The organism is Sulfitobacter sp. DSM 110093, assembly GCF_022788715.1.
In the GTDB taxonomy this organism is placed as follows: Bacteria; Pseudomonadota; Alphaproteobacteria; order Rhodobacterales; family Rhodobacteraceae; genus Sulfitobacter.
The window spans coordinates 15613-39707 of the sequence record NZ_CP085168.1 but is presented as its reverse complement, the minus strand read 5'-3'; the positions used below and the strand labels follow the sequence as shown (position 1 = coordinate 39707).

Annotated in this window: 13 protein-coding genes, 2 tRNA genes, 2 rRNA genes and 3 pseudogenes; 8 read left to right on the top strand and 12 right to left on the bottom strand. The window is 54.9% G+C overall.

From position 1 onward, the window contains the following. Positions 1–57: 57 nt before the first annotated feature. From DSM110093_RS16950 to DSM110093_RS16935, 4 genes are all read right to left on the bottom strand, one after another. Positions 58–2891, bottom strand: a 23S ribosomal RNA gene (locus DSM110093_RS16950). 434 nt (positions 2892–3325) lie between these two features. Continuing rightward, positions 3326–3402, bottom strand: a tRNA-Ile gene (locus tag DSM110093_RS16945). A gap of 165 nt (positions 3403–3567) precedes the next feature. Further along, positions 3568–3643 (bottom strand) — tRNA-Ala (locus DSM110093_RS16940). Between the two features lie 147 nt (positions 3644–3790). Then, positions 3791–5254, bottom strand: a 16S ribosomal RNA gene (locus DSM110093_RS16935). Together the 16S and 23S rRNA genes with 2 tRNA genes alongside form the textbook arrangement of a ribosomal RNA operon. Before the next feature lie 1248 nt (positions 5255–6502). Here DSM110093_RS16935 and DSM110093_RS16930 point away from each other — a divergent pair. Next, positions 6503–7321: a siderophore-interacting protein gene (locus DSM110093_RS16930; RefSeq protein ID WP_243267893.1), complete on the top strand. Its 819-nt coding sequence runs from the start codon at positions 6503–6505 to the stop codon at positions 7319–7321. Between the two features lie 198 nt (positions 7322–7519). On the opposite strand, the gene DSM110093_RS16925 is transcribed toward DSM110093_RS16930, so the two are convergent. The 5 genes from DSM110093_RS16925 to DSM110093_RS16905 form a co-directional block, all read right to left on the bottom strand. Beyond that, positions 7520–9571: a TonB-dependent receptor gene (locus DSM110093_RS16925; RefSeq protein WP_243267891.1), complete on the bottom strand. Its 2052-nt coding sequence runs from the start codon at positions 9569–9571 to the stop codon at positions 7520–7522. A 90-nt stretch (positions 9572–9661) separates the two neighbouring features. Further along, on the bottom strand, positions 9662–10420 hold the full coding sequence (locus DSM110093_RS16920; protein WP_243267889.1) for an ATP-binding cassette domain-containing protein: 759 nt from the start codon (positions 10418–10420) through the stop codon (positions 9662–9664). Next, a complete protein-coding gene (locus DSM110093_RS16915) occupies positions 10417–11316 on the bottom strand; it encodes an iron chelate uptake ABC transporter family permease subunit (protein ID WP_243267887.1) in 900 nt (299 codons plus the stop codon). Before DSM110093_RS16915 ends, DSM110093_RS16920 begins: the two co-directional genes overlap by 4 nt. 62 nt (positions 11317–11378) lie before the next feature. After that, a complete protein-coding gene (locus DSM110093_RS16910; RefSeq protein WP_243268007.1) occupies positions 11379–12335 on the bottom strand; it encodes an iron chelate uptake ABC transporter family permease subunit in 957 nt (318 codons plus the stop codon). Between the two features lie 54 nt (positions 12336–12389). Then, positions 12390–13289, bottom strand: coding sequence for an ABC transporter substrate-binding protein (locus DSM110093_RS16905; RefSeq protein WP_243267886.1), 900 nt, complete (start codon positions 13287–13289; stop codon positions 12390–12392). Between the two features lie 173 nt (positions 13290–13462). On the opposite strand from DSM110093_RS16905, the gene DSM110093_RS16900 reads away from it, so the two are divergent. Continuing rightward, on the top strand, positions 13463–14875 hold the full coding sequence (locus DSM110093_RS16900; protein WP_243267884.1) for a LysR family transcriptional regulator: 1413 nt from the start codon (positions 13463–13465) through the stop codon (positions 14873–14875). 115 nt (positions 14876–14990) lie between these two features. Here the strand turns inward: DSM110093_RS16900 and DSM110093_RS16895 are convergent. Then, positions 14991–15949, bottom strand: a protein-coding gene (locus DSM110093_RS16895; RefSeq protein ID WP_243267883.1) for an IS630 family transposase whose coding sequence is annotated in 2 segments (ribosomal slippage) — positions 14991–15605 and positions 15608–15949 — 957 coding nt in all. Because the reading frame shifts where the segments join, the coding sequence is not laid out codon by codon here. Positions 15950–15976: 27 nt separating this feature from the next. On the opposite strand from DSM110093_RS16895, the pseudogene DSM110093_RS16890 reads away from it, so the two are divergent. The 6 genes and pseudogenes from DSM110093_RS16890 to DSM110093_RS16865 all read left to right on the top strand — a co-directional run. Beyond that, a pseudogene (locus tag DSM110093_RS16890) lies at positions 15977–16630 on the top strand (IS30 family transposase); the annotation flags it as partial. Further along, complete coding sequence (locus DSM110093_RS16885) at positions 16630–17655, top strand: IS110 family transposase (RefSeq protein WP_243264639.1); 1026 nt, start codon at positions 16630–16632, stop codon at positions 17653–17655. The pseudogene DSM110093_RS16890 and the gene DSM110093_RS16885, both read left to right, overlap by 1 nt. A 254-nt stretch (positions 17656–17909) precedes the next feature. After that, positions 17910–18380: pseudogene (locus tag DSM110093_RS16880) on the top strand (IS30 family transposase); the annotation flags it as partial. A 41-nt stretch (positions 18381–18421) separates the two neighbouring features. Beyond that, entirely contained in the window at positions 18422–19276 is an 855-nt protein-coding gene (locus tag DSM110093_RS16875; RefSeq protein WP_279290864.1) for a hypothetical protein, read from the top strand. 108 nt (positions 19277–19384) lie between these two features. Then, a pseudogene (locus tag DSM110093_RS16870) lies at positions 19385–20806 on the top strand (aldehyde dehydrogenase family protein). 164 nt (positions 20807–20970) lie between these two features. Then, positions 20971–21672, top strand: a complete 702-nt coding sequence (locus tag DSM110093_RS16865; RefSeq protein WP_243267882.1) for an IS6 family transposase — start codon at positions 20971–20973, stop codon at positions 21670–21672. Positions 21673–21762: 90 nt separating this feature from the next. Here DSM110093_RS16865 and DSM110093_RS16860 read toward each other — a convergent pair whose 3' ends face one another. Next, complete coding sequence (locus tag DSM110093_RS16860; RefSeq protein ID WP_243267880.1) at positions 21763–23091, bottom strand: adenylosuccinate lyase family protein; 1329 nt, start codon at positions 23089–23091, stop codon at positions 21763–21765. 12 nt (positions 23092–23103) lie between these two features. Further along, a complete protein-coding gene (locus DSM110093_RS16855; protein WP_243267879.1) occupies positions 23104–24081 on the bottom strand; it encodes a TAXI family TRAP transporter solute-binding subunit in 978 nt (325 codons plus the stop codon). Positions 24082–24095: the final 14 nt, after the last annotated feature.

Genomic DNA, 24095 nt, shown 5'->3' with positions numbered 1-24095 from the left:
AACTGATTGTATGTGTATGCTTTTGATTGATAAGTTGAAGTCTTGCTTCTACTGGATCAAATCAAGCCTATCGAGCAATTAGTACCAGTCAACTGAACGTATTACTACGCTTACATCTCTGGCCTATCGACGAGGTGGTCTACCTCGGCTCTCAGGGATACCTTGTTTTGAGGGGGGCTTCCCGCTTAGATGCCTTCAGCGGTTATCCTGTCCGATCATAGCTACCCAGCACTGCTATTGGCATAACAACTGGTCCACCAGTGGATCGTTCACCCCGGTCCTCTCGTACTAGGGGCAACTCCTCTCAAGTATCCTACACCCACGGAAGATAGGGACCGAACTGTCTCACGACGTTCTAAACCCAGCTCACGTACCTCTTTAAACGGCGAACAGCCGTACCCTTGGGACCTGCTCCAGCCCCAGGATGAGATGAGCCGACATCGAGGTGCCAAACACTGCCGTCGATATGGACTCTTGGGCAGTATCAGCCTGTTATCCCCGGCGTACCTTTTATCCGTTGAGCGATGGCCCTCCCACTTGGGACCACCGGATCACTATGGCCGTCTTTCGACTCTGCTCGACTTGTCAGTCTCGCAGTCAGGCTGGCTTCTGCCATTGCACTCAACGAGCGATTTCCGACCGCTCTGAGCCAACCTTCGCGCGCCTCCGTTACGATTTAGGAGGCGACCGCCCCAGTCAAACTACCCGCCACACAGGGTCCCGGAACCGGATAACGGTCCGCGGTTAGACATCAAGCAGAACAAGGGTGGTATCTCAAGGGAGGCTCCACCGAGACTGGCGTCTCGGTTTCAAAGCCCACCACCTATCCTGCACATGTTCGGCCTAATGCCAGTGTGAAGCTGTAGTAAAGGTGCACGGGGTCTTTCCGTCTAACCGCGGGTAACCGGCATCTTGACCGGTAATTCAATTTCGCTGAGTCTATGTTGGAGACAGCGGGGAAGTCGTTACGCCATTCGTGCAGGTCGGAACTTACCCGACAAGGAATTTCGCTACCTTAGGACCGTTATAGTTACGGCCGCCGTTTACCTGGGCTTCAATTCAGAGCTCTCACCCCTCCTTTTAACCTTCAGGCACCGGGCAGGCGTCAGACCCTATACGTCGTCTTACGACTTCGCAGAGCCCTGTGTTTTTAATAAACAGTCGCCACCCCCTGGTTTGTGCCCCCAGCCTCTAGTTGCCTAGAAACCGGGCCTCCTTCTCGCGAACTTACGGAGGTATTTTGCCGAGTTCCTTCAACATAGTTCTCTCAAGCGCCTTGGTATTCTCTACCTGTCCACCTGTGTCGGTTTAGGGTACGATCTAGCGATGGAGCTATTTCCAGGGACCTCTAAGCAGCCCATTCAATCCGATAAGGATGAACTACCCTCGAGATCCGTCACTTCCATCTGGCCCAGGAATATTAACCTGGTTCCCATCGACTACGCCTTTCGGCCTCGCCTTAGGGGTCGGCTTACCCTGCTCAGATTAGCTTTAAGCAGGAACCCTTGGACTTTCGGCGAGAGTGTCTCTCACACTCTTTGTCGCTACTCATGTCATCATTCTCACTAGTGATCTCTCCACCGGATCGCTCACGCGCCAGCTTCACAGAAAGCTCCTTGTGTCCAATACGTCCCGAGGGACGATAAGGACACATGGAACTATGTCACACTACGCTCTGCTACCATGCAATAAATGCATCCTCAGCTTCGGCTCATGGCTTGAGCCCCGTTACATCTTCGCCGCAAGACAACTTATTTAGACCAGTGAGCTGTTACGCTATCTTTAAAGGATGGCTGCTTCTAAGCCAACCTCCTGGTTGTTTTGGTCGTCTCACCTGCTTTCCCACTTAGCCATGAATTAGGGGCCTTAGCTGGAGGTTAGGGTTGTTTCCCTCTTCACGACGGACGTTAGCATTCGCCGTGTGTCTGCCGACTAGTACTCCTCGGTATTCGGAGTTTGGTTAGGATCAGTAAGCCTGTGGGGCCCCATTACCCATCCAGTGCTCTACCCCCGAGGGTATTCGGTCGACGCTCTACCTAAATAGATTTCGCAGAGAACCAGCTATCTCCGAGTTTGATTGGCCTTTCACCCCTAGGCACAGCTCATCCCGATCTTTTTCAACAGATGTGGGTTCGGTCCTCCAATAAGTGTTACCTTATCTTCAACCTGGCCATGCCTAGATCACTCGGTTTCGGGTCTGATCCCACGAACTCAACGCCCTATTAAGACTCGCTTTCGCTACGCCTACACCTAACGGCTTAAGCTTGCTCGTGAGACCAAGTCGATGACCCATTATACAAAAGGTACGCTGTCAGGACGCAAGGTCCCTCCAACTGTTTGTAGGCGTTCGGTTTCAGGTACTGTTTCACTCCCCTCGTCGGGGTGCTTTTCACCTTTCCCTCACGGTACTGGTTCACTATCGGTCAGTAAGGAGTACTTAGCCTTCGAAGGTGGTCCTCCGATCTTCAGACAGAATTTCACGTGTTCCGCCCTACTTAATACGTCCAATCATGCTTCTTATACGGGACTATCACCCACTTTGGTTGCGCATTCCAACGCATTCTAACCACACTCATGGCTCGGCTGGTCCCCGTTCGCTCGCCGCTACTAGGGGAGTATCATATTGATTTCCTTTCCTCCGGGTACTTAGATGTTTCAGTTCCCCGGGTTTGCCTTTTTAAGCCTATATATTCAGCCTAAAAATACCTGGTTTACCAAGTTATTAGCTGCACCGAAGTGCAGTAATAACAAAGTATCAGGTGGGTTGCCCCATTCAGAAATCCATGGATCAAAGCTTATTCTCAGCTCCCCATGGCTTATCGCAGAGTATCACGTCTTTCATCGCCTCTTACTGCCAAGGCATTCACCAAACGCCCTTTTCGCGCTTGATTTGATCCAGAAAAAGCAAGACTTAGCGTCCTGCGCGAAGATCAGAAGCTGGTAAGAAACTGATCCTCTTATTCTGTATCAAAAGCATACTTTTACCCGCCCAGACTAGCGTCTGGACAATGAGCGATGCAGATAGCGAACCGTCCGTGCAGGAGGTCCGCGTCATCGCTCTGGTTAGTGTACTTGACTTGGACAACATATTCGTTTCAGTCGCGATATGTCTGATAGGCCGAGGAAACAGCCCGTCAAACACCGGCCCAAAAGGGCAGCAACTGAGATCATCCCCTAACACGGGGCGATCAAACATGTTGTTAGTATCTCTCTTTACGATGTCAATTCGTCTGGATTGAACGAAGCGGTGCTTCATTCGGGAACAGACGTTCAAACACATATGTATGTGCTTGAAGGTATGTTCCGTTAACCACCCTAGGAGAGGTGGTGGGTCGAGGAGGACTTGAACCTCCGACCTCACGCTTATCAGGCGTGCGCTCTAACCACCTGAGCTACCGACCCAGTGTGCGCCGGAGGCGCGCACGTCGCACAAACAGCATATTGCGAAGCAATGTGCGCGTATGCAGGCGTGTGATAGTAAGACCTGGTTTGTGGCTGGCCCTGCCCTTCTCGCACATCCTTCGGATATGCTGCCAGGGCTACGCTCGTCCGCTCCGCGGCCAAGCTTGGTGGAGCCTAGGAGGATCGAACTCCTGACCTCCTGAATGCAAATCAGGCGCTCTCCCAGCTGAGCTAAGGCCCCAAACTTTTGAGACCTACGCGTTCAGCGCAGGACCTATTTCTGAAGAGATATGAGGACGGCTCGGTTCTAATATTGGCCGGCTTTGTATGCCGACCTGCTAAGTGTTCCACGAGTTGAGCAAGCTCAACTGGCTAGGAACATCCTTAGAAAGGAGGTGATCCAGCCGCAGGTTCCCCTACGGCTACCTTGTTACGACTTCACCCCAGTCGCTGATCCTACCGTGGTCCGCTGCCTCCTCGAAAGGTTGGCGCACGGCCGTCGGGTAGAACCAACTCCCATGGTGTGACGGGCGGTGTGTACAAGGCCCGGGAACGTATTCACCGTGGCATGCTGTTCCACGATTACTAGCGATTCCGACTTCATGGGGTCGAGTTGCAGACCCCAATCCGAACTGAGACAGCTTTTGGGGATTAACCCATTGTCACTGCCATTGTAGCACGTGTGTAGCCCAACCCGTAAGGGCCATGAGGACTTGACGTCATCCACACCTTCCTCCCGCTTATCACGGGCAGTTTCCTTAGAGTGCCCAGCCGAACTGCTGGCAACTAAGGATGTGGGTTGCGCTCGTTGCCGGACTTAACCGAACATCTCACGACACGAGCTGACGACAGCCATGCAGCACCTGTCACTGCGTCACCGAAGTGAACGCCCGATCTCTCGGGTTAGCACAGGATGTCAAGGGTTGGTAAGGTTCTGCGCGTTGCTTCGAATTAAACCACATGCTCCACCGCTTGTGCGGGCCCCCGTCAATTCCTTTGAGTTTTAATCTTGCGACCGTACTCCCCAGGCGGAATGCTTAATCCGTTAGGTGTGTCACCGAACAGTATACTGCCCGACGACTGGCATTCATCGTTTACGGTGTGGACTACCAGGGTATCTAATCCTGTTTGCTCCCCACACTTTCGTACCTCAGCGTCAGTATCGAGCCAGTGAGCCGCCTTCGCCACTGGTGTTCCTCCAAATATCTACGAATTTCACCTCTACACTTGGAATTCCACTCACCTCTCTCGAACTCAAGACCAGGAGTTTTGGAGGCAGTTCCGGGGTTGAGCCCCGGGATTTCACCCCCAACTTTCTGATCCGCCTACGTACGCTTTACGCCCAGTAATTCCGAACAACGCTAACCCCCTCCGTATTACCGCGGCTGCTGGCACGGAGTTAGCCGGGGTTTCTTTACCAGGTACTGTCATTATCATCCCTGGCGAAAGTGCTTTACGATCCTAAGACCTTCATCACACACGCGGCATGGCTAGATCAGGCTTGCGCCCATTGTCTAAGATTCCCCACTGCTGCCTCCCGTAGGAGTCTGGGCCGTGTCTCAGTCCCAGTGTTGCTGATCATCCTCTAAAACCAGCTATAGATCGTAGACTTGGTAGGCCATTACCCCACCAACTATCTAATCTAACGCGGGCCGATCCTTCTCCGATAAATCTTTCCCCCGAAGGGCGTATGCGGTATTACTCACCGTTTCCAGTGGCTATTCCGCAGAGAAGGGTACGTTCCCACGCGTTACTAACCCGTCCGCCGCTAGACCCGAAGGTCTCGCTCGACTTGCATGTGTTAGGCCTGCCGCCAGCGTTCGTTCTGAGCCAGGATCAAACTCTCAAGTTGAAAAGCTATTGCTAGCTTATCCTTGACGTCGAACCTCTGCACATCGACCTGTATCCCTTACTGAAAGATACAAGCCATTCTCTGTTTGTTGTGCTTCAGCTACAAAGTAGCGAAAGCCGTCCAAACAGTGAAGCTGACACTCTATCATCGACCGAAGCCTAAGAGCGCGATATACAGACGTTGATCCATCGAATGAACCAAACCGCCCACATATCTCTTCAGATATCAAATTTTCAAACAGCGTTGAGACAAAAGAAACTGAGATGCGCCCTATAACCTTGGCGCGCCCCGCCTCTAATACCTCGAATTTTCCCGCCTCACCGAACCGAACCTAGCGTCTCCGCTTCCGTCCGCCCCGTCTGGCGCCCCGCCGCCGCATCTCTGCGCCGCCGGTAGAGGGGGTTCTAAGGTTAGTCACCGATACCCGCAAGCAGAAAATTACGAAAAGATGAGATTTCTGGGAACTTCGGCGTAAGAGCCTGTTTATAGGGCATTTTACTAGGCGCAGAGCAGGCGAGTTGGGGCCGGCCTCCCACGGCGATACCCTTTGCTGAGTACGTCAGAGGACGAGTCTGGCAGCTTTAATCACAGCAGCGAGTCGAAACTGCGGTGAACCGGTTTGACTGCGCTACAGTTGAGCAGGATGGATTCTACATCCAATGGGCCGGGAGAGTTTTCTCGTGGAGAATACTTCAGGTCTATGGGGCAAGACTTGCGGTTCCGCGCAGGAAGCTCTTAGCTTGCGCTGATGCCGGAGCTTTTCGAGGAATTGTTGATTTCGTCGGGGACAAAGGTGACCAATGCCGTATCTACCATTTGAACAGATTGCGTCAGGCGCGGTGGCCCAATCACCTCCAGTTGCGCTCACGCCCCGCGCTTCCGCCGGCATCCGGACGAGGCGGAAGAGCGCATAGGGTGCATCCTGCAATGGCAGAGCATCAGGGATTTCGATCATTGCCCCCTTTTGGCTCCGTCGGATCGCCGGATAGTCCGGCGTTTCGCCAATGAGGTTGGTTATAAACCCCGATGACCTTGTCCAAAGAATGATCGACCAGATCGCAAAGGCCGTGATCAGAAGCATCTCCAAGACTTGGCGCTGGCCTGCCACACACATGATTAACTGCACTGCGCTATGTTTTCTGTCGGCTTAAAAGGATTACGCAACAGCACCTCTTACAAAATGATTTTCAATCCCTATTTCTGACAATTACACTAAGATTAAAGACCTTCTCTTCTGTGGAGACGAACATGACCGTTATCTCAAAGCTTAAACAGGCTGCAGCCAAACCAACAGGCCGGCCCGGACCACGTATACTGACGGTCAAAGACGCATGGTATCTTACGCCTAATATGATCCGCGTTACCTTCGCCGGGCCTGAACTTGATGGTTTTCCGGAAGGCCGCGAGGGCGCGAATTGCAAAATCATGCTGCCCAACGATGGCGAAGATCGCACTGCCTTTGTGGATCGCCTCGCAAAAGGCCCGCCGCCTCCTCGACGGACCTACACCGTGCGCAACTACGATGCAGTCAATGGCGAGATGAGCATTGATTTTGTAGCCCACGGCGACAATGGCCCGGCATCCAGATGGGCCAGCCACGCCAAAGCTGGGGATTTCCTAGCCTTCTTGGGCCCCAGCCTGCCGAAAGTCGTCGATTTCAGCGCCGATTGGTATTTGGTCGCCGCCGACCCTTCCGCGACCCCTGTCGCCGCGGTCACGCTTGAGGCGATGCCAAGAGACGCAAAGGGTGTGGCAATTTTCGAAGTGACATCAATCGAGGACAAACAGGATATCCACGCCCCCGAGGGGGTCGAAATCCATTGGCTGGTCCAGCCCAACCCGCAAAACGCATCAACCGCGCAAGAGGATTTCATCCGTGCCATCCCGTGGCCAGAGGGGCGCGTTCAAACCTGCATCGCGGGTGAATCCGGTGTCGTCAAAAGCTTGCGGGCCTTCTTGCATCAGGAAAAACAACTGCCGCGTTCAGACACATACATTTCTGGCTATTGGAAGATCGGCCTCATTGAAGACGAGCATCAAAAAGTGAAACGAGCCGAAGCCGACTAGATCAAGTGACACACGCTTCTTCGCTGTGAAGCATTGGTGTTGTCACGGCAAAGAACTAGCACCCTCAGGCCTGTTAGACTGTTTGCACGTCTTAGGCATCATCAACCTTCGCGGGTTTGTTACGGCGATCAGCATGCAAGCAGTACCCGCCCGCTGATCGCCGCAATTTAGCCCTTCTAATTGGCATTGTTGTACCGATTAGAACTTTGCGGTGACCCCTAGCCAGACTGTGCGTCCGGATTGATAGGTGTTGTTGTCGCTGTCGGTTATCGATGCATCGCCCACGTTGTAAATCGCAGCGTTCACTGTCGTCGCATCATTAACCTCGTAGGCCATACCGATATCCAGTGTCGTATAGGGATCATATTCATAGGCAATGACTGCGCCGGTTGCATCGGTTGCGTATGGTGTTCCATTGTTTCCGATCCGCGCGCCTGAGTTGACCTCTGAACCGTGGTAACTTGCCACTGCCCATGCATCCAGACCCGCGACAGGCGTGATCCAATCCAGTCGAATGCTGGCGGCGTTGCGCGGTGTCCGTGACAATGGCAACCCTTCGAAATCCCCTGAATCCTGTTCGGAATCAGTAAGCGTGTAAGACCCGCGCAGCGAAACCGTGTCTGACAAGACCGCGCTAGCGGTTAGTTCAATCCCCTGAATAGTGGCATCTTGGACGTTGTAGTATTCCCAGCGGTTATAGGTCGTTCCAGCGACATCAATAGGTTCTCCGGTGTTGAAGTTCTCGATCTTGTCACGGAAATCGGTGCGGAATGCCGTGCCGCCAATCTCTACCGAGTCGCCCTGCCACAACGCGGTCAACTCAAAGTTCGTGCTCGATTCTGGTTTGAGATCGGGGTTTGACACCAAGACGCCGGCGCCCCGTTGCGTGGTGTAAAAGTAGCCCGGAACCGTTTGTCGGCTGGAGGGTGTGCGGTAACCTGTAGACACGCCGCCCTTTATTGTAAGGTTTGGTGTCGCGCTCCAAACGCCGTAGAGACGCGGTGTAAACTTGCCGCCAAACGCATCGCTGTCTGTGTAACGTAGCCCAGCCGTCACAGCGAGCTCGGGGGTCACACGCCACTCATCTTCGGCAAAGAGTGCCCATTCATCCGATGTGTATTTATAGTCTATTCCATCGGCCAGTCCGGGGTTCTGGTCTGTCAGATCAGCGCGACGGAACTGAAAACCGCTAACCAGCGTATGGTCGCCATGGAATGAAAAGGGCGTCGTGATCTTTCCGTCGATGACAGAATTGACGATTTCGGGCGACCTGTCATCCTCAACCAACGCACCGGAAACCCAGTCATAATTCGTCCGCTCACCGACTTCGCGCTGATAGCTCAACTCGGTGGTAGAGTTGCCCCAATAGCCAAGATAGCTAAGCGACAGATCCTCGCGGGTATTGTCCTGTCTGTCCGGATCATCCGCAGGATCAAGGCTTTCCCCCGGATTTGAATAGCGCTCAATGGTCGTGCGGCCGTACTCCAAGGCGATCTCGTGATCTGCGGAGGGTGTCCAAGTCAACCGCCCGGTCAAATCTAGATCCTCTTGTTCGCGCGGCCCGTCTAGAATTTGCGATTCACCCGACATCAGGCGTCGGCCCCAGATTTGGAGGCCCAGCTTGTCTTCAACGATGGGTCCGTTCAGATAGAATGACAGCTGGTTCGAATCTCCATCTTTGCTATGTTGAGGGATGCGCGTCTCGGCGGTCACCGAACCACTCCAGACGGGTGAGACCGGTTTTGTGATGATGTTGATCACCCCGCCCATCGCATCAGAGCCGTAGAGCGACGACATCGGTCCGCGCACAATTTCGATCCGGTCAATTGCGGACACAGGTGGGATAAAGCTTTGTTCAAATCCTGCCGACCCATTGGTGCGGCTCTCGCGTGTGCCCTGACGTTTGCCGTCAACCAAAATCAACGTGTAATCCCCGGGCAACCCGCGAATTTTGATGTCTTTTTCCCCTGCGACACCAGTCGTGGCCACCCCCGGCACACCGCGAAGCGCGTCGGACAGGTTGGTCACATTCCCCGTGGCAAGCTCTTCGCTGGTGACCACTGTAACTGAGGCGGGCGCGTCTATGACATCTTGGGTAAAGCCGCCAGCGGTCACAGTGATTGTACCAAGGTCAAATGCTGCCGCATCGGCGCCTTGTGCGGCGGCAGGTTTGGACGCAATAGCGCCAGCGGCTACGATGGCGCTGCAAGCGACAGTCATCATCAAGCGGGCTGTGATCTTCTTACTCATTCTATCATCCTTTTGTCGGATCGTGGGGCCCTAAAGCGATAGCTGGCGGCTTGAGCGGCTGGCGGAACGGGCAAATTGGGAACTTGGGTTTCAGCCATAGACATCAACAAATGTTCTTCCATCTCGGGTAGATACGGCGACATCGGTGTCATAGAGCTGTTTCAATAGGTCCTCTCGAATAGCGTGAGAGGCGGGTGCTGTTTCGACGACCCTGCCCGCTTTCATGGCGATTACATGATCGGCATAGCGGGCGACGAAATTAAGATCATGCAGCACCACAACGATGGTTTTTCCCATCGTGCGGGCGACCCTATGCAACAGCCGCATCACCGCAACGGCATGGCTGATGTCCAGACTGTTGAGCGGCTCATCGAACAGGGCATATTCGGTGTTTTGCGCCAGCACCATCGCAATGAACGCCCGCTGTCGCTGTCCACCGGATAACTCGTCCAGAAAGCGATCTTTAAGCTCGGTCATCCGGACCAACTCCAGAGCCTCGCTCACCTTTGCCTTGTCTCGATCTGTGGGGCGCCCGTTGCAATGCGGAAAGCGGCCAAATGCAACAAGGTCGGCCACTGTCAGCCGGGCGGTTAGGCTGTTGTCTTGCTTGAGCATCGCCAGACGTTTGGCCAGCTCAGTGCTGCGAAAGCTGCGAACATTCTCTCCGTCTAGGAACACGCCGCCCCCGCCGGGTGTTTCTAACCGCCCGATCAAAGACAGCAATGTCGACTTGCCCGCTCCGTTAGGCCCGATAATGGCCGTGACTCCCCCCTGCGGCATATTAAGCGCAGGAATATCCACCACCGGCGAACCCGCGTAGGATTTGCGTAGATTTTCGATTTCAATCATTTGCGTGACCCGATCAACAACAGGATAAAGGCGATGCCACCAATGAACTCGACAACCATGCCGACCGTGCCGAGGAAGCCCAACAGGCGTTCCAGTATGACCTGTGCGCCGATCAGCAGAGTGCCCCCGATCAGTACCGACAAAGGGATCGTCAGGCGGTGCGGCGCGCCCGGCGACAGGCGATAGGTCAGATGCACCACCAACAGTCCAAAGAAAGTGATCGGCCCGACCAATGCCGTCGCCGCCGCCACTTGAAGGGTAACGATCAGAAAGGTCTCTTTGGCGATACGGTCATAGTTCACGCCCACAGCCACAGCACCGCTGCGCCCCAACAACATGGCATCCAGTGACGGAAACCGCACCCATGCCCACAGTGTCGAGAGACAAATGATCAAGGCGGCACAGGCCTGTTCTCCGCTGCTTGCGCTGTTGAAGCTTGCAAATAGGCGGTCTTGCAAAACCAAGAATTCGCCGGGGTCAATCAACCGCTGAAGCAGTCCCGCAACTGATCGGAACAGCACACCGCAGATGATGCCCACCAAAAGCAGCACCTCAATCGCGTGCGACATGCGCGCATACAAGAGCCAGTACAGGGCCATCGAAAAGGCAGACATTACCACCAGCTCTCCGGCAAAAACCAAGTGTGGGTCGAGGATAGAAACCTGAACAGAACCCAATATGAAAACGCCCAATGTTTGCACCAAGACGAACAATGCATCGAAACCCATGATCGAAGGGGTCAGGATCTGATTATTGGACAGGGTATGAAACAGCACCGTTGAGAACGGGATTGCCCAGGCGACAAGCGCAATGGTCACCAGTTTACTGCCCCGCAAAGAGAGCACAAAGCCCCAATCACCCACAGCATTGATCGTCAAAAATCCAACGGCAAGCACTATGCATCCCGCCGCAGCTAACCCCATGAGCATACGGGCGCGCGTAACCCGCGCGACCGGGTTCATCGCCCGAACTTTCTAAGGATCATTCCAAGGAAGATAACCGCCCCAAGAACCCCCATGGTTACCCCGATAGGTAGGTCATAAGGGTGAAACACCAGCCGTCCAAAAATATCGCATAACAGCGTCAGCGCAGCACCGAGCCATGCCACCAACGGCAAGGAGCGCCGCAGGTTATCGCCACGCCAGCGTGCAATCAGATTTGGTACGACCAGCCCCAAAAACGGAATAAAGCCAACGGTCACTACAATCGCACCAGAAACACCCGCAACTATCGTGATGCCAATTGCAAGCACCGCCAAAGGGTTTAGCCCCAACCCTCTTGCGACATTATCCCCCAGCCCGGCCAAGGTGAAACGGTCTGCCAGCAACCACCCCAACCCCGTCACAGCCGCGGCTATGTACAGTAGCTCATAACGCTCTTTCAGCACGACTGAGAAATCTGCCGTACTCCAAGCGGAAAGGGATTGCATAAGATCAAACCGATAGGCGATGAAACTGGTCATAGCACCGATCACGCCCCCAAAGGCGATGCCCAACAACGGGGGCATAAGCGGAGATTTCAGCGGCACCGTGCGGAGCAATATCATGAAAAAGGCCGTGCCAATCCAAGCGCTAGCTGCTGCGATAAGCATACGTCCCATCGGTGCCGCATTGGGCGCAAACAACAACCCAAGCAGCAAACCAAAACTGGCACAGTCGATCGTCCCCATTGTTGATGGTTCAACAAAACGGTTGCTAACCAACCGCTGTACAATTGCCCCCATGATCGCGGAACTGGTACCCGCAATAATCAGTGCCGCTGTGCGTGGCACGCGACTGATCAGAAAAATTTCCCAAGCATTGGGGTCGCTCATGAGGCTGACCAACCCTATACCAGTCGCGCCAACTAACAAGCTGGCTACAGATAGCACCGCCAACACAAAACCGCAGATCAATGCGTTGCGCAGGTGGCGCAAATCGGACTGCGCACCATGGGTCGTGGGAGTATGGGCGCGCAGTCGCATCAACGCTTAGTCCTGAAGGGCAGACATGATCTGCGTCATGGCACGCTCCAGCGCGGTCGGGCCAGCTGCACCAACAAGGTACCAATCCGCAGGGTCCAAGAAGATAATTTGGTCGGCCTGCGCTGCCTTGGTTTTGGCGACCAAAGCATTGTCGAGCATTTGCGCGGCAGGTTGCCCATCGCGCCCGATGGCCGCATCACGGTCGACAACAAAGACCCAATCCGGATTGGTTTCCAGAATGAACTCATTCGAGATCGGCTGCCCGTGATTTCCGGCCTTCACCTCTTTGATTGCTGGCGCAAAGCCCATCTCGTTGAACACAATCGCAAACCGCCCCTCAGCGCCATGCGTGCTCATGCGCCCGCCAGTGGTGATGATCACCAGCGCGGTACCAGCGTCTGAGGACAATTCGCGCAGCGTTGCAAGGCGAGAATCCAGATCCGACAGCAACTCTGCGGCCATATCTTCCTTGCCGTAGAGCGACCCAATCTCGGTCATATTGCGCCGCAGCGAGCCGAAAAGGTCGGTGCTCTTCGCGGTAAGATCAATCGTGGGCGCAACCGAAGACACGTTGTCGAATGCTGATGCTGAGCGTCCCGCAACAATAGCAAGGTCGGGCGACAAGGCGTTCAAGCCCTCCAGATCGGGCTCGAAAAAGCTGCCCAGCTGTTTATAAGGCGGATTGCCATACTGGGTCAGATACTCTGGTTTTACACCCCCAGCGACCCCAGCAACTGGAATGTCCAAGCGGTCGAGAATATCCAGAATGGCAAGGTCCAGACTAACGAGCGTTTCAGGGGCAGATTGCACTGCAACCGGGCCTCTCGCCGTCTCCACTGTGATGTCTTGAGCGGTTGCAAGTGTGGCGACGGCTCCGAAAAGTGCCGCGGTCAGTAGAGTTCTCATATTTTGGTCCTATCGCTTGTATTTAAGGCCCAAAATGCACTGCACACTACGTATGTGTGACGCTAGGCCCCTATTCCTGACTTCTTTAGTCGGCTATAGAAGCTTCAGGCCTAGGACAAATACTAGATACTTAGAACGTTTCTAAGCTAACTCAGATTGAAATTGGACAGATCATGGACGGCGCCCCAGCAAATGTAGAGAATTCAGCGATCGATATCGTACAGGATCTTGACCGCTTGAAGCTGCTCATCGTCTTTGATGCGTTGTTGGTTGAAGGCAACCTAGGGCGCGCTGCTGAAAAATTAGGGAAAACGCCCTCTGCCATTAGCCGCAACCTGCGCCAGCTACGCGAGCATTATGGCCAAGAGATCTTTCACCGCACTGGCAAAGGCATGATACCGACCCCCTTCGCTGAAAGTCTAAGGCTGCGCATACGTGCGCTCGTCTCCGAGGCGAACGCCTTGCTCTATCCCGGGCCTGACAAAGCAGCATCGCCCGGCCCCTTGCTTCACCACCCGCCTCTTGCGCTCAATCAATGGAGCGAAGCAGGCCCCGATTCCACAGAACTGGCCCGCAGGCTTGCGGTCTCTGCCAGTGACGCCGATCCTGTTCAGCGGTTTGCAGGATATATCGCGATGATTGGAAACGCGGCGGGTCAAACTCGACCGATGTCCCAATCCGAGGCCGAAGATGCCTTTGGTATTTTGCTGTCGGGCGCCATTGCCGATGTGCAGGTTGGGGCGTTTCTCATTGCGCTTCGCTCACGTGGCTTGATGAGTCAGGAACTAGCCGGTTTCAGTCGCGCGGCGCGACAATATAGCCAACTACCAGCGATCGGCAACGGCCCCGCTGATCTAGACTGGCCAGCCTATCTGTCACCGCGCGCCCAAGGCATACCGCTCTTCATTCACGCCGCCCGGCTGATTGCGAGTGCCGGATACAAAGTGGTGCTTCATGGCTATGACGGTGGCATCGTTCACCAGGCTTTTGACCATGCCAATCTGCACGTAGCGCCTTCGACGCAGGCGCTATCTTCCTCTAATAGCCTCGCATTCTTACCCATCGGGTATTTTGCGCCGGGGGTTGCAAAGCTGGCTGCGTTGTATCCGTTGTTTATGTTGCCGAATGCCGCACATTTCGTCGCTGCGATGCTGAACCCCGGCGCCGCAGGAACGACTTTGGCAGGACGGCGCGGAGGGGAGCATCCCAAACTACATCGCGATACCGCGAGACTTTTGGGCTGGGACACTTTCGGCGTACTCTCTGGGCAGCGGGATGCGGCGCAGATTATGGCGGGCAAAGGTCAGGACCTGTTTCTGCTTCAAGCAGACGAGACAACGGACCATTGGGTTGTTGGGCCAACTATTCAAAAAAACAAACAGAACCTCCACGCCACTGGATTTACGCGCCTAGAAACGTGGCAAGCAATTTGGGATGGCTACTTTGAGCCGCCCACCGCAGTCGGTGAGATCATCGAAACTGCAGCCATTGCACTGAAGCTGCTTGGAGGCCCCGAAGCTTCTCTAACCAACGCCAGAGAGTTTGCGCATGAACTGTGGGCACGCCGCCGCAGAGAGGTCACATAGGATCAACAGGCTCAAATGATATGGGCCGCAAATACATGCAATCTGCGACGGCCGGAGGCGCCTTCTATATCCGTTCGTAACGGCAAGTAAGGTTAGCGACTAAAGCATCCCGCCTTTAACTTGCGACATAGCCGGCAGCCTTAAAGTAGTTCCAGCATTCGTCTGGTGAGAATAGGTCGCAGATCTCGGCGATTGCGTTGAATAGGTCGGTGAAGGTGCGGGCGCCAATGCGGCGCAGATGCGCTTTGAGCTTGGAGAACGCCATTTCGATGGGGTTGAGGTCGGGACTATAGGGCGGCAAGAACAGGAACCAGCATCCTGCCTTCCGCATCGCGTTTGCCGCTTCAGCGTTCTTGTGAGTGGCAAGATTGTCCAGAATGACGACGCTTCCAGGGGAAAGCTCTGGCACCAGTACCTTTTCAACGTATGCAGCGAAAGCCGGGCCATCCATAGCACCTTTAATCACCCAGGGCGCGATCATCCCATCGGCACGCAGTCCGGCGATGAAGGTCTGCGTGCCCCATGAGCCAAACGGGGCGTCCATAATAAGTCGGTCTCCAGGAGGAGCCCATCCCCGCTGCCTGGTTAAATTTGTCTTCACTGACGTTTCATCAAGAAAGACAACGCGCTCGGGTTGTTCGATCACGGCTGGAATTCGGTGCGCGAACCAATCTTCGCGTCGTCGCCTTACCTTCGCGCGGCGGCGCTCGGTGGCGACCAATGACTTTTTTTATATGTATAGCCCAGCTTGCGCAGGAACTTTCCGATAGCATTGGGATGCGCTCGCACTCCGGTTGCATCAAACAAGACAGCACTCAATTCGGGCATCGTGACATCGCCATCTTGAGCTATAATCTCGGCAAACAAAACGCGATGGGGATCCAGCGTACCTTTACCTCGCGGTCGCCCCTGTGGCGCGGCGTCCGCGCGACCTTTCCTTCGGATAGCAAGCGCCCACCGAGCACCGGTGGCTGGTGATAACTTCAAGCGCAACGCCGCTGCTCGACCGCTCAAACCTTCTTCAATGTATCGCTGAAATCGCATGCGAAGCGCATCCGGCAAAGGTGCTGACATGATCCATCCTCCCGAACAGAGTGAATCATCAAACCATACGCAGGGGAATCCCCCGATTCAGGTTTCTGGCGGGATGCTTTAAACCTCGAAGAACGCCGCAAGCTGGCCAATTGGCTTGATGCGAAGATACCAATCAAAGAGATCGCCGACAATCTGCGTCGCGCGCCCTCAACAATCTACCGCGAGATCAGGCGGAACTTCTATCATGACGAAGAACTGCCACAGCTGAACGGCTACCACGCTGTGAACGCGCAGGACAGATACGAACAACGCCGCGCGGTGCATCGTAAGTTGATCCGATATCCTGACATCATGGCGGCAGTCCGCGACGGACTTGATGCGGGTTGGTCGCCTGAACAGATCGCGGGACGCATGCGGCAAGAGTGCCATCCCATGCGCGTCAGCCATGAGACGATCTATCGTTATGCTTACTCCAAAGACGGCCGTGCTGAGAAGTTCTATCGCCATTTACCAGAGCATCGCCGACGCCGCAGGCCACGCGGAACCCGCAGGCATCATGGGCGCAGATTTCTTGATGAAATTGCCATAGCCCATCGCCCCGAAGCGATAGCCGAACGTAGCCAATTCGGGCATTGATGGTGTGGATGCCCCACCCCTGAAGCGGCATCAAAGTGTGCCATAATGGTGATGTTGAAAGCACCAAATTGGAGGAAGCATCCATGAATGAAGTTACAATGATCGGCGTCGACTTGGCAAAGTCCGTTTTCCAGGCACACGGCGCGACGGCTACTGGTGAGCCAATGTTCCGCAAGAAACTAACTCGGGGTCAGTTCCTGAAGTTCTTGGGCGAACAGCCCTCTTGCGTGGTCGCAATGGAGGCATGTGCGTCATCGCACTACTGGGGTCGCGAGATCATGAAGTTGGGCCATGACGTCCGCTTGATCCCACCTATCTATGTGAAGCCATTCGTTAAGCGCCAGAAGAATGACGCAAACGACGCCGAGGCCATTGCGGAAGCGGCAGTCAGGCCCACAATGCGATTTGTTCCTGTCAAATCGGCTGAACAACAATCCCGTTCGATGGTCTTCAAGACACGGGATTTGTTTGTTCGGCAACGTAACTCCATCATCAATGCGCTGCGTGGTCATTTGATGGAATACGGGATCATCGCCCCTCCCGGTCGGAACTTTGTAAAGAAGTTAGCTGAACAGATTGATAGCCCGGATTGTGACCTGCCTTCAATTGTTATTGAACTCAGCCATATACACTTGGATCAGCTAAGTATCATTACTGACAAAATAGTTGCGATAGAGCGGCGCCTGAAAGAAGAATCGAAATCCGACCCAGAAACGATCCGATTGCAAACTGCGCCGGGGGTCGGACCTGTGAGTGCAATGGCGATCAAGGCATTCTCCCCGCCGCTAGAAGGCTTCAAACGCGGTCGGGATTTTGCGGCATGGCTGGGTCTGGTCCCGGTTCAGAAATCAACAGGTGGGCGGCAAGTGTTGGGGCGAACATCAAAGATGGGGCAACGCGACATCCGACGACTGCTGATCATCGGCGCCATGACCCGGATCAGATGGGCGATCAAAAATGGACCACCTAAAGGGTCGTGGCTTGAGCAAATGTTAGAACGCAAACCACGTATGTTGGTCGCAATCGCGTTGGCTAACAAAACAGCCCGAACCATTTGGGCAATGATGACGAAGCATGAAGATTATCGAGATCCGATCGCGACGGCGTAAGCCTGCAACGCTCGGTATGATGTGAGAAGGACATTGAGACAGTAAGGACAAATGATCGACCAGATCGAGGTTAGGAAAACCAGGCACTCCCAGAGAGCTCCGCGCTCGTGTCATTGATATGGACCCAACCTTCGCATCGCCATACCGGCCCGCGGCATGTGAAACGTCGCAAATTGAGGCCTGACACATGACCGTACCCGATCACATGTTTAAACCGTCAAATTATCTCTTGCATCAAAGCGGGCATCCACACATGGGAGTGCGATCTGGTGATGTTCCGCAAGGAGTTTGGGAAAGCGAATGTGACTTCGTTGGTCGAACGCGTGAGCCGGTTCGCTGTCGTTTTAAAGAACCCAGATCGTCAGTCAAAGCCGGTGATGGAAGGCCTGATTGATAGCTTATCTCCCCTGCCCGCTGAAGCCCGTCGCAGCATCACATTTGATCGCGGCACAGAGTTCACTGCCTGGCGGCATTTGAAAGCTGGGCTTGGTGTCGACGCTTGGTTCTGCGACCCCCAATCGCCTTGGCAGAAGGGTACGGTCGAAAACACCAACAACCGTCTACGCCGCTACCTTCCGCGAAAGGCTGATCCCACGGTGTTCACAGATCGATATTTAAGGTCGATCTGCGACCGTCTCAACAGCACGCCGTGCAAGTGTCTGGGGTATCAAACGCCCGCTGAAGTCTTCCGATTGAACCTGATGGAAAGGGTGACGTCACCCTGATAAACTGATCAAACAGAAATTGCGCTTCAACGTGAGTTCACATCGTTGGTTCGCGCAGCGATGCCTCGGCCGACAAATCCAAGGAAGACGGATTCGAAACCCTGCCCTTGTCGGACGCGGCCGAGAAGGCGGATATCAACTTCATGCTGGTTCCGGATGAGGTTATGCCCGCGGTCTACGCCGAGCATATCGCCCCCAACTTGCAACCAGGCAATGTGGTCAACTTTGCCTCAGGCTACAACGTCCACTTCAAGAAGATCGTCCCTCAAACGGACGTGGACGTCATCATGTTAGCTCCGCGCATGGTCGGCCAGGGCGTGCGTGACACGGTCGTCGCCGGCGTTGGCTTTCCCAGCCTTGTCGCGGTTCACCAAGATGCCAGCGGCAACGCGCAGAACACTTTGATCGCGCTAGCCAAGGCCATCGGCTCCACCAAAATGGGTGTGATCGAGTCTAGTTTTGAAGAAGAGACTATCGCAGACTTGTTCAACGAACATTTCGGATTTCTGCACGCCGTACGGCAGGGGGTCGAGGTTCTGGTTGAAAAGGGTGTCAGCTACGAAGCGGCAATCCTCGAGCTGTATGCCTCGGGCGAAATGCGCGAGATCGGCCAGTACTTTGTCGACCACGGGCTGTTCGAGCAGCTCAAGCTGCATTCCCGCACCTCAGCCTTTGGCCAACTCGCCTGGGTCAGACCAAACGAAGCGGCGGAAAAGGCGTCCAAAGACCACCTGCGTGGCGTGATCGATAAGATCAACGACGGTACCTTCGCGGACAAATGGGATGAAGTGCAGAAGGATCAAATGAAAGAGTTCGCACAGACCGAAGCCGATCTGAAGGCCCAGCCATTCTGGCAGGAAGAGATCAAGCTTTACAAGCGTCTAGGACGGCTCTGAACGGACCCAACACTACTATGAGCGGAGCGGCCTGATGAATAACAGGTCGCCTCGTATTTATTCGCCCGGTAGGGAGCGAAGTTGCCGGGCCAGCCGAAAGGAGTTCCGATGCAAAACCTTGGTAAATTCTACATCGGCGGGGCCTGGGTCGCGCCAGTTTCCAGCGCGACCACACCGCTGATAAACCCTGCGAACGAGGACAATATCGCCGATGTCCCGATGGGCGACGCGCGCGCTGTAAATGCAGCTGTCGCAGCGGCCAAGGCAGTCTTTCCGTCTTGGTCGCAAACCACAGTGCCTGAACGCGCTGCTCTGCTGCGTCGTCTTCTGCACCTCTACAACGAAGCCTATGACGAAATTGCCGAACTGATGACCCGCGAGATGGGCACCACAATCGGATTTTCAAAAACCGCACAGGCCGCCGTGGGCCGGATGCACATCGAGGCGGCAATTGAGGCTCTCGAAGCCGAAACATTCGAGGAGCTGCGTGGCAATATATTGATTTCAAAAGAACCGGTTGGTGTTTGCGCCCTAATTACCCCGTGGAATTGGCCGATGAACCAACTGGTGATGAAGGCGGCGCCGGCACTTGCGGCAGGATGTACTATGGTGGCGAAACCTTCAGAATTCTCGCCCCTCTCCTCGGTCCGTTTTGCTGAGCTGATAGCCGAGGCTGGATTTCCTGCAGGCGTTTACAACCACATCCTCGGTGAGGGTGCGATTGTCGGCTCCGCACTGTCTCGCCATGGAGATGTGGATATGGTGTCGGTCACCGGATCGACGCAAGCTGGCGTTGCCGTGGCCAAGGATGCCGCTGATACGGTCAAGCGTGTCGCGCAGGAACTAGGCGGAAAATCTGCCAATCTCATCCTGGCCGATGCCGATCTTGCCGCTGCAGTTGAGGCGGGGGTGAGTGAGTGCTTCATTAACGCTGGGCAAGCCTGCCGCGCACCGACCCGAATGCTTGTCCCAATGGATCGGATGGAAGAAGCCAAGGCTGCGGCCCGCGAGGCGGCCGAGGCCCATGACGTGGGCGACCCCATGGGGGATGCTATCTTGGGGCCGGTGGTCAATCAGTCCCAGTTTCGGCGGGTCCAAGCCCTAATTGAGGCCGGTATTGCCGAGGGTGCAACCCTCGTCGCTGGCGGCCCTGGTCTACCCGAAGGGTTAGATCGAGGTTTCTATATCAAGCCTACAGTCTTTGCCGATGTCACTAACGACATGACCATAGCGCAAGAAGAAATCTTTGGACCGGTGCTCACGATCCTTGGTTATGAGAGCGAGGCTCAAGCAATTGAGATCGCCAATGACACGGTTTACGGTCTTTCTGCCTATGTCCAATCCGCGGATACTAAAAATGCGCGCCGGGTGGCGCGGTAACTCAGGGTGGGGGCAAGTTGGCTGAACGGAGCCGCTTGGGACGCCAGGGCGCCCTTCGGCGGCTACAAGCAGTCCGGCAATGGTCGAGAACATGGTAAGTGGGGTCTGCACGACTACCTGGAGATAAAATCGATCACCGGCTGGGCTTGACCTGAACGAACGGTAAAACTCCGCAGTCTATCAACTGGACGGCGGAGCGTTCTGCTTTGCAAGATCGCCATCCCCGATCTTGTAGGCCGAGGACGGCTCTACGCCACCCATGCCTTTTCGGGGGGACTGTTGCATTAACGAAGCCACTTGGCGACGATCATGATTTGGAGGTCGAGCATGCCACGAAAATCACCGTTCAAGCGCCATCGCTTTCCCCGGGAGATCATTCTCTGCGATATCCGTTGTCCTACCAAGATGTTGTTGATCTCCTGGAAGAGCGCGGGATCGCGCTCGATCGATCAACAGTCTTCCGCTGGGTCCAGAAGTTCTCGCCTGAACTAACGAAGCGGACTGAGAGGCATCTGTTTCGCGCAAGCGTCGATTGGCACGTTGACGAAACCTACATTCGGGTCGGTGGCAAATGGCGCTATCTCTGGCGCGCCATTGATGCAAACGGTCAAATGGTTGATTTCCGCCTCACCGCCCGGCGGGATGCAAAAGCAGCAAAGGCCTTTCTCAACAAGGCGATCGAGCGCGTGAGACTTCATCGGCCGGTCACCATTGTCACAGACAAAGCCCCGACCTACCGGCGCGTCATCCGCGAGATCAATCATCTATATGACCCGCATTTTGACAGCATCCGGCACATCGACCGAAAGTGGCGCAACAACCTGATCGAAAGCGATCATGCGGCCACCAAACGGCTCCTCGGATACCACCAGAGCTTTCGTTCCTTGCGAACCGCCAAAACGACGCTGAGCGGCATCGAAACCATCCGAACGATCAAGCGAGGTCACATCCACTACAAGCAGCCGGGCGTTCGAGGGGAGATCCAGTTCATCAGCGAACTGTTCGCGGACGCATAATCCAAGGCTCTTCCCTACGCATTCATGGCCTTCGCAAATTAATGCAACAGTCCCGTTTGAGGTACCGTACGGCAGCATATCTTGGGCAAGTCAAAGGGCCGGTAGCCGCCGCTTACATAAAACCTGATCGATCATCCCGTAAGCATGCGCAATCTGGGCATCTTCGGCTAGAATAGCTGGAGGCACTTCCAAACCCAATCTTGCAAGCTCCGTTTCAAGGTCACTTTTCTTTAGGATAACCTGATGGGACACCTCATGAAGGATGTCGTGTGCCTTAATCCGCCCAAATCTCTCTGACAGATAGATCATAACCGCTTCTGACTGGATCAATCCTTTTGTAGCGCCAAGGTTTCTCTGCATTCGTGCGGTATCCACTTTCAACCCAGTTAGTAAGTCTTTGGCAAGCGTGACGGCGCCAGACAGAAGACAGATCGCGTTGCATATCGCCGTTCTTTCGCGGTAGCCATGGCCGATACCGCGCTCATGTTCTTGGAGCATTGCGTCAAGAATGATGCTCGGCACATGCTGGACCTCACGCGCCGCTTCAATGATGGCCTCACACATTACCGGGTTGCGCTTTTGAGGCATCGTGGACGAGCTGCCCCGCCCCTTAGCCGCAGGTTCTTGGAGCTCCTGAACTTCCGTCGACATCATCAATGCGATATCAACGGCCATTTTTGCCAGCGCCCCCAATAAACTAGCAACCGCCGTCGCCAGCATTGCGGTCCGGTCACGGCTTACGTGCCAGGAAATTATCGGCTCATGTAGGTCAAGTCGCTTGGCAAGTGCACTCCGGACGCTCAACCCCGCGCCTTGCAATGACGCAAGCGTACCGATGGCACCGCCGAATTGCAGCATAGATGCGTCGTCCAATGCGCGCTGCACGCCTTCCCGTGTTCGTTGAATCTGATCAAGCCAAACTGCTGATTTGTACCCGAAAGAAATAGGCACTCCGTGCTGCAGTTTAGATCGACCGGCCATCGCCGTATCTTTGTGGTCTTGGCAAAGTGCTGCCAGAAATCCTTCGACGTCCTGCATGTCTGAGAAGATACCGGTTAGAGCTCCACGGATCTGAAGAACTTGCGCTGTATCCATAACGTCTTGCGTTGTGGTTCCGTAATGGACCCACTGCCCGTGTTCTCCCGCCAGCTCTGCCAACATCGAAACCAATGGCACGATGGGATACCCCACTGCTACTGCACCGTTTCTCAGGGCATCCATGTCGATTAGATCACGGCGACATACCGAAACGATAGGCGCAACAGCCTCTTCGGGGATGACGCCGAGGTCGCCCTCAACTTCGGCAAGGGCGGCCTCAAAGGCAAGATAGGCATCGACGGTTCCGCCTTCATCGAAAAAGCCGGAAGCCCGCAAGTAGCCAGTCGTTCGGGAAATAAGACCAGGGGCTGTCGATGCCAAACTCATCCTGATTTATTCCCCAACTGGTGCGATTGCAGCCGGAATATCAACACCGATTTGGGCATAGTAGCGTGCGGCCCCAGGGTGCAGCGGAATGAACGTGTTGCTGAGAATGTTTTCGGCCAGCGTATTCTTGGCAGCCGAGTGGGTAGAGACCATGCGCGCGTTATTTTCAAGAACGGCTTTGGTGATCTCATAAGCCAGTTCTTCCGACATCGACGCATCGGCTACGACAAAGTTCCACATCGCTGCTGTGGTCAGATCACCTTCAGGGGTTTCGTAGGTCCCTTGAGGGATCGTGAATTCGACAGCGTAGGGGTTACTATCCAAGATTCCGGCCAAAGTTTCGTCGCTCATCCCGAAAATTGTCACATCCTGAGTATTCTCAAGTTCGGACAATGCCGGGTGCGGAATGCCGCCCGCTGTCACGATCGCGTCCAGACGTCCGTCAGCCAATTGGCTCGCTTGATCGCCAATACCGCCGTATTGCAAGTCAGCATCGATAGACATTGCCCCAAGCCAACGTGGCCAGTAGGTTCCGCCGGTGCCCGCACGGGGGCCTGAGCCTACGCGCTTGCCGGCAAGACCATCAAGCGATGTAATACCGCTTTCTGCCAGCGCAATCATCTGAAACGGCGTCGGGTACATCGCGAACAGGGCACGCATCTCACCGTATTTCTGACCTGGTGCGAGTTCCAGTTCGCCGTTCATAGCTTCGAACGCCGGGCCGGATGTTGTCATGGCTAGTTCTGTTTGACCTGCTTGAAGCAAAACAAGGTTCTGTGCTGGTCCTTGGGTTTGACGTGTTGATGTCGTGATACCCACCACGTCCGAAACAAGCTGCGCGATGCCTTCCCCATAGACGGCATAGACACCTCCTGGTGAGGCTGTTGAAATTGTCATGGATGACGGCGTGTCTTGCGCTACGGCGGGCAAGGCAAGACCGACCACAGCCGTCGCGGCCAAGATGGTTTTTGTAAAGATAGTCATGGAGTTCCTCCTCT

Excerpts from the sequence above, each read along its gene's own strand:
- DSM110093_RS16930 (WP_243267893.1), top strand. The coding sequence starts at position 6,503 with ATGACCGTTATCTCAAAGCTTAAACAGGCTGCAGCCAAACCAACAGGC.
- DSM110093_RS16925 (WP_243267891.1), bottom strand. The coding sequence starts at position 9,571 with ATGAGTAAGAAGATCACAGCCCGCTTGATGATGACTGTCGCTTGCAGC.
- DSM110093_RS16920 (WP_243267889.1), bottom strand. The coding sequence starts at position 10,420 with ATGATTGAAATCGAAAATCTACGCAAATCCTACGCGGGTTCGCCGGTG.
- DSM110093_RS16905 (WP_243267886.1), bottom strand. The coding sequence starts at position 13,289 with ATGAGAACTCTACTGACCGCGGCACTTTTCGGAGCCGTCGCCACACTT.
- DSM110093_RS16900 (WP_243267884.1), top strand. The coding sequence starts at position 13,463 with ATGGACGGCGCCCCAGCAAATGTAGAGAATTCAGCGATCGATATCGTA.
- DSM110093_RS16885 (WP_243264639.1), top strand. The coding sequence starts at position 16,630 with ATGAATGAAGTTACAATGATCGGCGTCGACTTGGCAAAGTCCGTTTTC.
- DSM110093_RS16855 (WP_243267879.1), bottom strand. The coding sequence starts at position 24,081 with ATGACTATCTTTACAAAAACCATCTTGGCCGCGACGGCTGTGGTCGGT.